The sequence below is a fragment of the Flavobacterium sp. genome, from assembly GCF_029242675.1.
Lineage (GTDB): Bacteria > Bacteroidota > Bacteroidia > Flavobacteriales > Flavobacteriaceae > Flavobacterium.
Map to the genome: position 1 here is coordinate 1 of NZ_JAQWTM010000402.1, position 8,413 is coordinate 8,413.

General features: G+C 35.6%; 8 protein-coding genes and 2 pseudogenes. 5 read left to right on the top strand and 5 right to left on the bottom strand.

Features of this window, described 5'->3' with window-relative positions; genetic code table 11:
- The 4 genes from P8M54_RS14880 to P8M54_RS14895 all read left to right on the top strand — a co-directional run.
- Positions 1-536 (top strand): NAD(P)-dependent oxidoreductase (locus tag P8M54_RS14880; RefSeq protein WP_300288796.1); only part of this gene is annotated, 536 nt, incomplete at its 5' end.
- A gap of 95 nt (positions 537-631) precedes the next feature.
- Positions 632-1,192: a DUF937 domain-containing protein gene (locus P8M54_RS14885; RefSeq protein ID WP_300288799.1), complete on the top strand. Its 561-nt coding sequence runs from the start codon at positions 632-634 to the stop codon at positions 1,190-1,192.
- Between the two features lie 198 nt (positions 1,193-1,390).
- Positions 1,391-1,825: a DUF6146 family protein gene (locus tag P8M54_RS14890; RefSeq protein ID WP_300288801.1), complete on the top strand. Its 435-nt coding sequence runs from the start codon at positions 1,391-1,393 to the stop codon at positions 1,823-1,825.
- A 32-nt stretch (positions 1,826-1,857) separates the two neighbouring features.
- The gene (locus P8M54_RS14895) at positions 1,858-2,163 is read left to right on the top strand and encodes a DUF6787 family protein (RefSeq protein ID WP_300288803.1); all 306 of its coding nucleotides are present in this window, start codon (positions 1,858-1,860) and stop codon (positions 2,161-2,163) included.
- 157 nt (positions 2,164-2,320) lie between these two features.
- Here the strand turns inward: P8M54_RS14895 and P8M54_RS14900 are convergent.
- The 4 genes and pseudogenes from P8M54_RS14900 to P8M54_RS14915 form a co-directional block, all read right to left on the bottom strand.
- Positions 2,321-2,956, bottom strand: a pseudogene (locus tag P8M54_RS14900) (nitroreductase family protein).
- Between the two features lie 11 nt (positions 2,957-2,967).
- Entirely contained in the window at positions 2,968-3,390 is a 423-nt protein-coding gene (locus P8M54_RS14905; RefSeq protein ID WP_300288805.1) for an organic hydroperoxide resistance protein, read from the bottom strand.
- A gap of 13 nt (positions 3,391-3,403) precedes the next feature.
- Entirely contained in the window at positions 3,404-3,829 is a 426-nt protein-coding gene (locus P8M54_RS14910; RefSeq protein ID WP_300288807.1) for a MarR family transcriptional regulator, read from the bottom strand.
- Positions 3,830-3,931: 102 nt separating this feature from the next.
- Positions 3,932-6,007: a glycoside hydrolase domain-containing protein gene (locus tag P8M54_RS14915; RefSeq protein WP_300288809.1), complete on the bottom strand. Its 2,076-nt coding sequence runs from the start codon at positions 6,005-6,007 to the stop codon at positions 3,932-3,934.
- 196 nt (positions 6,008-6,203) lie between these two features.
- Here P8M54_RS14915 and P8M54_RS14920 point away from each other — a divergent pair, with 196 nt between their 5' ends.
- Positions 6,204-7,952, top strand: a complete 1,749-nt coding sequence (locus P8M54_RS14920; protein ID WP_300288811.1) for an ABC transporter ATP-binding protein — start codon at positions 6,204-6,206, stop codon at positions 7,950-7,952.
- Between the two features lie 79 nt (positions 7,953-8,031).
- On the opposite strand, the pseudogene P8M54_RS14925 reads toward P8M54_RS14920, so the two are convergent.
- Positions 8,032-8,413, bottom strand: a pseudogene (locus P8M54_RS14925) (biotin--[acetyl-CoA-carboxylase] ligase); the annotation flags it as partial.

Sequence of the window (8,413 nt, forward strand, 5' to 3'; positions counted from 1 at the left end):
CAAATGGTGTTGAATTAAGAGGAAAAACCCTTGGTATCGTTGGTATTGGTCGTATTGGTCAAGCTACTGCAAAGATGGCTCTTGGGTTAGGTATGAAGGTAATTGCTGCAGACAGTTTTATCCCTCAGGTAGATGTTAAAGTGGAATTTTTTGACGGACAATCGATCACTACTACAATTTTATCTCAATCCTTAGAATCATTATTTAAAGAAAGTGATTTTATCACTTTGCACGTTCCTGCTCAAGATGGATACATTATTGGAGAAAAAGAACTGGCTATGATGAAAAATGATGTAGGAATCGTAAACTGCGCTCGTGGTGGTGTAATTGACGAAGTTGCATTAGTAAAAGCACTAGACAGCGGAAAAGTATTGTTTGCTGGTCTAGACGTTTTTGAAAACGAACCAACTCCAGAAATGGCGATTTTAATGAATCCTAAAATCTCGTTGACACCACATATTGGCGCTGCAACTGGAGAAGCACAAGATAGAATTGGAACGGAATTAGCTTCGCAAATCATTAGCTTGATTGGTTAATTAAGCTATTTTTTTACCCTTTTAAAGTGGATTTGTTATTTGATTTTTAACAAATCCACTTTTTTTGTACCTTTAAGAAAACAAAAAAATTATATATGTTCGAACAACTAACACAATTAGCACAACAATTTGGAGTAGACACAGTGGTAAACAATCCAGCGGTTCCTAACGAAAAAAATGAAGCTGTAATTAATGAAGCTAGCTCTTCAGTGGTTACGGGATTACAAAAAATGGTTGCAGATGGGGATCTTTCTCAATTAGCAGCTCTTTTTCAAGGAGATAACGCAAAGGACGCTTCCAATCCCGCAGTACAAAATTTAACCCAACAACTTTCAGGAAATTTAAGTAAAAAATTAGGAATAGATAGTAGTGCAGCTGCAGGAGTTGCTTCTAGCATTATTCCAAAGATACTAGCCTCGCTAGTAGATAAAGCAAAAGACCCTAAAGATTCTAGTTTTGAAATTTCAGATATTATTGGTGCTATTTCAGGTGGTGGTGAGAACGCAGGAATCATGGATGCAATCACTAAATATGGTGGGCAATTTGGTTTAGATCAAAATGGTGATGGAAAAGTGGATATGAGTGATGCAATGGATGCCGTTACTAAAAAAGGAGGCGGATTGGGCGGAATGCTAGGTGGTCTTTTTGGAAAATAAAATAATTCTAAAGAACGTTTTAAAAACCAACAGTGATTCCTTCATGGAAAACACGGTTTTATATATAAGTGGTTATTTCTAAATAGGAATAACCACTTTCTTTTTGATGGCTGGTCAAAAACCAACAGAAAGACATTTAACTATTGTGGGAGTTATAGGTAGTTAATATTTTGTAACTTTAGGGTAAAACAACTACTTATGAGAAAGTATACTTATGTGTTGATCCTCATTTTACTGATTATTATCAGCTGTACGACAAGTAAAAAAGCGGTCAACACTCCCGAAAACAATAAAGCAATACATGGAGATACGATCAGAATTGCTAATGAAGAATTAGAATATGAGGTGATAATTATAGATCCTGGCTTTACAAGTTGGCTCGTCTCCCGCGCCTTCCCTAGAGGCTATCATTCGCAAACTTTCCTAGAAAATAAAAACAGAATGTATATTACGGAGTGGAACAGTCGCGTGCTTCAACCAAATCGATTTAGCCCGAATTTGTATGAAATGACCATTAACTACGATTATACCGTGAATTATGGTTATGAGGTAAATTACTTGATTTACAACTACATGATATATTTTCAAAATACCAATAATCAGCGATTGTTTGGCAATGTTCCTTCTAGATAATCTTGCTATCTTTGTAACCATTATTTATAAAGATGAAGAAATTAAAGAAACGCTGGGGAATTGAATCAAACCTGCAGCTTGCCATTATATTTATCGTTTTTGCTATTACAGGCTCTACTTCAGCCTGGATTTCAAAGCCTGTTTGTTTATGGCTAGGAATCACTGCTGCAGATTTTGGAAGTTGGTTTATATTGATCCGATTATTAATTATTTTTCCGCTTTACCAAGTGTTCCTCGTAGCCATTGGAACCCTTTTTGGACAATTTACATTCTTTTGGAAGTTTGAAAAAAAAATGCTCAAAAGTATGGGTCTGGGATTTCTATTTAAAGAAAAATAGGAGTTCGTTGTCTTTTCATTAAAAACATTTTTGAATAAAAGAGAAGGATTATCCACAATTTTAGTACTGAACAAAAAAATAAAAAGCCAAACTTGGATTGCTCCTGTTTGGCTTTTTATGATTCATGGCTAACCCAAAAGCGGTAGCAATGATTGTATTATTTGATTTCGATTACAAATTCATCCGTACTATTACGTACTTTTTTCATACCAGCTAACCAATCTTTTTCGGCATCGCGGTATCCTAGATATAATAACGTAACGCTTCGCAAACCTAATGAAGCAAGATCTCATGATTCATCTACCAAGGCATTGTCAAAACCTTCAGCAGGTGTTGTATCAACTTTTAGCTCAGCTGCCTGCGCGATAGCCATTGCAAAACCTATGTAGGATTGACGAGCCGTGTGTTCGAAATTTTCTTCGGCAGACTGATTTAAGTAAATCCCTTTTATCTTATCCGTGTAACTATCAAAGCGACCTCTTGGTAAGTCTCTATCATCAGTTGTTTTATTGTAAATGGTATCAATGCGTTCCGCAGTGTATTTATCCCATGCAGCAAACACTAAAACATGAGAACAATCTATCATCACCTCTGGGTTAAGCACTTTAGCGCTTAATTTCTCCTTAATTTCCTGATTACTTACAACCAAAACTCTAAACTGTTGTAAACCTGATGATGTAGGAGCTAAACGTGCCGCTTCAACAATTTTATCTACATTCTCTTGACTTACTTTTTTTGTTGGATCATATTGCTTTGCAGCGTAACGCCATTTTAAATCGTCTATTAATGCCATCTTACTTTATTTTAGTTATTAGTTACTATTAAATCAATTGCTACGTTTCCGCGAGTTGCGTTAGAATAAGGACAAACTTGGTGTGCTTTTTCTACTAACTCTTGTGCTTTTTCTTGAGTGACTCCTGGTACATTTACGGCTAACTCACCAGCTAAACCAAAACCACCATTGTCTAATTGACCAATACTGATTTTTGCATTAACAGTCGTTTCACCCGTTGTAATTTTTTCCTGCTTGATTACTAAACTCAAAGCGCTGTCAAAACATGCGGCATATCCTGCTGCAAAAAGCATTTCAGGGTTTGTATAGTCATCATTAGCGCCACCTAATGCTTTTGGCATTCTTACTTGTACGTCTAAAACTCCGTTACTACTTTTAACGTGACCGTTTCTACCGCCGGTTGCAATAGCTTCTGCTGTATATAATGTTTTCATTTTGTGTATTTTATTATTTATTTCTATTTACTATTTTCTCTATTGCATCTTTTAGCTGTTGTAAATCGTCTACAGATACATTTAATGCCTCCAGAACCTCTTTAGGAATGCATTTAGCTTTGTCTTTTAAAGCATTTCCTGCGACTGTTAAAGACACATCTACAACCCTTTCATCTAACTTACTGCGGGTTCGATTAACCAAGCCTTTTACTTCTAATCGCTTCAATAATGGTGTTAAAGTACCATTGTCTAACTGCAACTTACCTCCTATTTGATTTACTGTTTGCGTTTTGTTTTCCCACAACACAAGTAAAACCAAATATTGCGGATACGTCAAATCAAGCTGTTCTAATATCGGTCGGTATAAGTTTGTAATCTCACGAGATAACGCATATACAGGAAAACAAACTTGAGCATCCAATTTTAAAAGATCATCCATAGTGCTATTTTTAAACTTTGACAAAGATATATATTGTGCACGATATAATTTTACAATATCTAGTTAATTTTGAGTTAATTTAAAGCAGGTTTTAGTAAAGACTTACTTATCCAATGTCGAGATAAATTGATCTGAAATACCCCAGGACAAATTTGGCTTTGAACCAGTTTCGATTATTAACTGCCCTCCGTCTCTAATTTCTTGCTGACTCAACCAGTTCCTATTGATTTTTTTGCCATTTAACCAAGCTGATTGAATGTAAAAGCAATCCTTGTTATAATTTGTGACCTCTATTGTAAAGGTCTTTTTATCTTCGAGTTGCAAAATTACTTTTCTGAATATGGGAGCAGTAACGTAATAAATAGGATCACCAACATTAGCAGCCGACAAACCCATACTACGTAAAACAAACCAAGACGACATCGTACCAGCATCATCATCCATGGTACGCACATAAGCTTGGGGTTCATTTTTATAAATACGTCCAATGTAGGAATCGATTCCTTTACTGTTGTCGTTAAAATAGCTTTGAACAACAGTATCCAGTAGCAATTCACGGAATAATTTTTGAGATTTCCAAGGTTGTTTGCTTGCGTTATAGAGTCCAGGTACTTGTAAATCGGGTTGATTGGCATGGTTATAATTATCATAGCCAAAGAATTGGTCGAGCTGACTAATAAACCGATCTTCGCCACCGCATAAGTCCTTCAGTCCCTTAATATCGTATGGAACCAGCCATCGGTATTGCCAAACTGTACCTTGATACATTCCTCTTGCAGGCATTTTATCAATATCATTTTTAGATAGATCAGCAAAGTCTTTTTTCCAATAGTCCTTATACTCTGCGGCTTTAGTACGGTACTTTTGACTCAACTCTACATCTTTGGTGATTTTGAATATTTCAGACAAAGCCCAATTGTCATAAGACGACTCTAGAGCTTTATCGGGAGAATTATACTCCAAGCGATTCCCCTCGGCAATTAAAGAGTCTTTTATTCTGCTAAAATCTACCCCATAACCCTTCTTATACGCATCCAAGAGCACCACTACCGCATGCTCTGTACGTACCGTTGGTGACGGTTCGTGTTGCGTTGCCCAATTATTTTTTCCATACACATACAAATTTGCGATCGATTTTATAATAGCACTATACTTTTGTGGGTAAATCAAAGACAAGAGTGGTAATTGTTCCCTATAATTATCCCAAATAGCCCAACCATTATAAACGGGATCTTTAGTGTTTTGAATACTTCCATCAATAGCTGCATAGGTTCCGTCTTTTTCTGAGATTAAAAAAGGAGCTTGCAGGCCGCGGTATAAAAGAGAATAAAATAAATCTACTCTCTCTTTTTCTCCCTCAACTATAATGGTGCTAAGCAATTTATCCCACTCACTCTTTGTTTGCGCAGCCATAACAGATCCTGAAACAGGTTGAATTTGTGCTTTTGCGTAAGCGACATCGACCGATGAAAAGCCAATACGTACCTCCAACTTAGTAGCGCCCTTATTCCCTTCTACCAGTAAGCGATGGCGATCTATAGCAACTATATTACTACTATTCGTGATTTCAATTGCATAATAAATCCGGTAAATTCCTTTATCGCAAGTAGTTTTCGTTTCAACCCAACCGCTGATGGTATTTCCTAAAATTTCATGCTCTTCAGCTACAAAACGATCCACGAAAGCATAAGATAGATCGATATAGAGTCCGGCTTGTCCTTGGGAAAATTGGTATTCGTGAATCCCAAAATTATGTTGCACTTGCATTTTTGCCTCAATTCCGTTTGCAAAGGTAACAGCGTATGATCCTGGTGACGCTTTTTCTGTTTTCTTTAGCAATTCCGTATCGATCTTTTTGTTTAAAATTGGTTTAACCAAAATATTTCCACCACTCCCTAAGCAGCCTACACCTTCAATTCGAGTATGTGTAAAGCCTAAAAATTCTTTAGCTAAAAATTCGTAGCCTGCGTGAATATGAGGATAAGTTTGCGGACTAATACTCATCATATTAAAAGGAGAGGAAGCCGCAGGAGACATTTGACCATGATCCCCAGATGTTCCTAAAAAAACATTGACCTTAGACGTTGGCAATGCAGTAGTTATTTTTTTATTTTGCGCATAGCTAAATGAGCTCAATAAAAAACTAACGATAATAAGGGCAAGCGCGCTTTTTTTCATAATACAGACATTAAGAATTCAGATGCATTTGTACGAACCACTAAATTACTGCTATCAAAAATGGAAACAAAATTTACAAGTACCGTTTGTACAAGTTTAGCAAAGTCTTATTGTTAATTTATCTTAAATTTTAAATTAGATAATTCTATTTGAATTCAATAGTCGTAGTTTTGCACTTCCATTATACAAAATACCGATGAAAATTCTATATACCTATTTAAAAGCCCACAAACCTTTATTGTTTTTGGCCCTTTTTTTAGCCGCGATTAACCAATGCTTTTCTTTATTCGATTCCATAATTATTGGAAAACTCCTCAATCAATGTGGTGTAAGAGTCGCCGACTTCAATGGAAATTATGGCAATTTCACAAAGGCAGTTTTAGGTTGGTTAGGCCTATCGTTAGGAGCAGCAATGATCTCTCGAATAGCAAAAAATTTCCAAGATTACTTTACCAATATTATTATTCAGCGCACGGGTGCACAAATGTACACAGAAGGAATCCAAAAAGCTTTGCAATTGCCCTTTCAAGACTTTGAGGACCAACGAAGTGGTGAAACACTTGGTCGATTGCAAAAAGTAAAATCTGATTGTGAAAAATACATTACACTTTCTATTTCCATGGTCTTTCAAACCCTAATAGGAATTATTTTTGTGGTCGTTTATGCCGTCAATATTCACTGGTTATTAGGTCCTATTTTTCTAGCCACGGTACCTGTAATTGCTGTAATTAGCTCTTTTTTAGGTAAAAAAATCAAGAAAGTATCGGTTGATATTTTAAAAGAAACAACAGCATTGGCTGGAGCAACTACTGAGTCTTTGCGAAACATTGAACTAGTAAAAAGCTTAGGTTTAACAGATCAAGAAGTAGACCGTTTAAATGGCACTACAATAAAAATATTAGGCTTAGAATTAAAAAAAATCCGTTTTATTCGTTCCTTAAGTTTTATTCAAGGAACAACCGTACATTTTATGCGAACTGGTTTAGTATTTGCCTTGTACATGTTTATTTTTCAAGGGGTTATTTTACCTGGTGATCTAATTACTTTGATGTTTTTCTCTTTCTTTTTATTCAATCCATTACAAGAATTAGGAAACGTAATCGCTACCTATAATGAGACAAAAGTGTCAATGGACAATTTTGCCGATTTAATGAATTCAAAAAGCGAAGAGATTCCGACTAATCCAAAAACAATTGGTGCTATAGACCATTTACGTTTTTCAAATATTTCATTCAAACATCAATCAGCATCTAGTTATGCTGTTCAGGACATTTCTTTTGAAGCAAAGGCTGGCGAAACTATCGCATTTGTAGGTCCTTCAGGTAGTGGTAAAACGACCTTAGTAAAAATGCTTGTTGGGCTTTATAAACCTGCTGATGGCGCAATCTTTTACAATGAGAAGAACGCCAACGAAATTGATTTGACTGAACTGAGACAACAATTGGGTTTTGTAACGCAGGATGCACAATTGTTTTCGGGAACTATCAAAGACAATTTACTTTTTGTAAAACCGAATGCTACAGATGAGGAAATTAATGATGTTTTACAAAAATCGGCTTGTCAAAACTTATTAGTACGAGCAGAGAATGGTTTAAATACCACTATTGGAGAAGGCGGAATTAAAGTTTCTGGTGGGGAAAAACAGCGTTTATCGATTGCAAGAGCACTTTTGAGAAAGCCGAGATTGCTTTTATTTGATGAAGCTACTTCGGCCTTAGATTCTATTACTGAAGAAGAAATTACCGCAACAATCCGAAGTATTTCATCTCAAAAAAATCAAATCACCGTATTAATTGCACATCGATTATCAACGATTATGCATGCCGACAAAATATTTGTTCTCGAGCAAGGAAAAATCATCGAACAAGGAAAGCATCTTGATTTAATTGATGAAAAAGGACTGTATTATGCTATGTGGAGACAGCAAATTGGAGAGCGAAAATAGACGATATTGCACTGTTAATTAAGGCATTATTTAGTTTTTAAACGCTGAACGTAATTTTATGAGATGAAAACGCAGTATCTTAATACAGCATTTGCACTTCTTTAATGCTGTATTCTACCAAGGAATCATCCTCTAAAATTACTTGCAACTTCCCCAAGGCGGAAACACCTTGAATAATACCCATAAAATTTTTAGTATCCCCTCCTTTAAATGGCATAGGAACACCCTTTTTGAAAAGACAATTAGCATATAAATCCCAAAGCGTTTGAGAATTAACTTCTATTAGTTTAATGTTAGTTTTGAGGTTTTCCACAATTAAAAACAATAATTGTTCCTTATTGTGTTCCTTTTTAGATACCACAGCTAAGGAAGAAGCTTTAGGTAAATTTTCAAAATTAGTTTGGTTAATATTAAGACCAATTCCAATGATGGAAATTATAGATCCGTCACTTCTAAGGTTA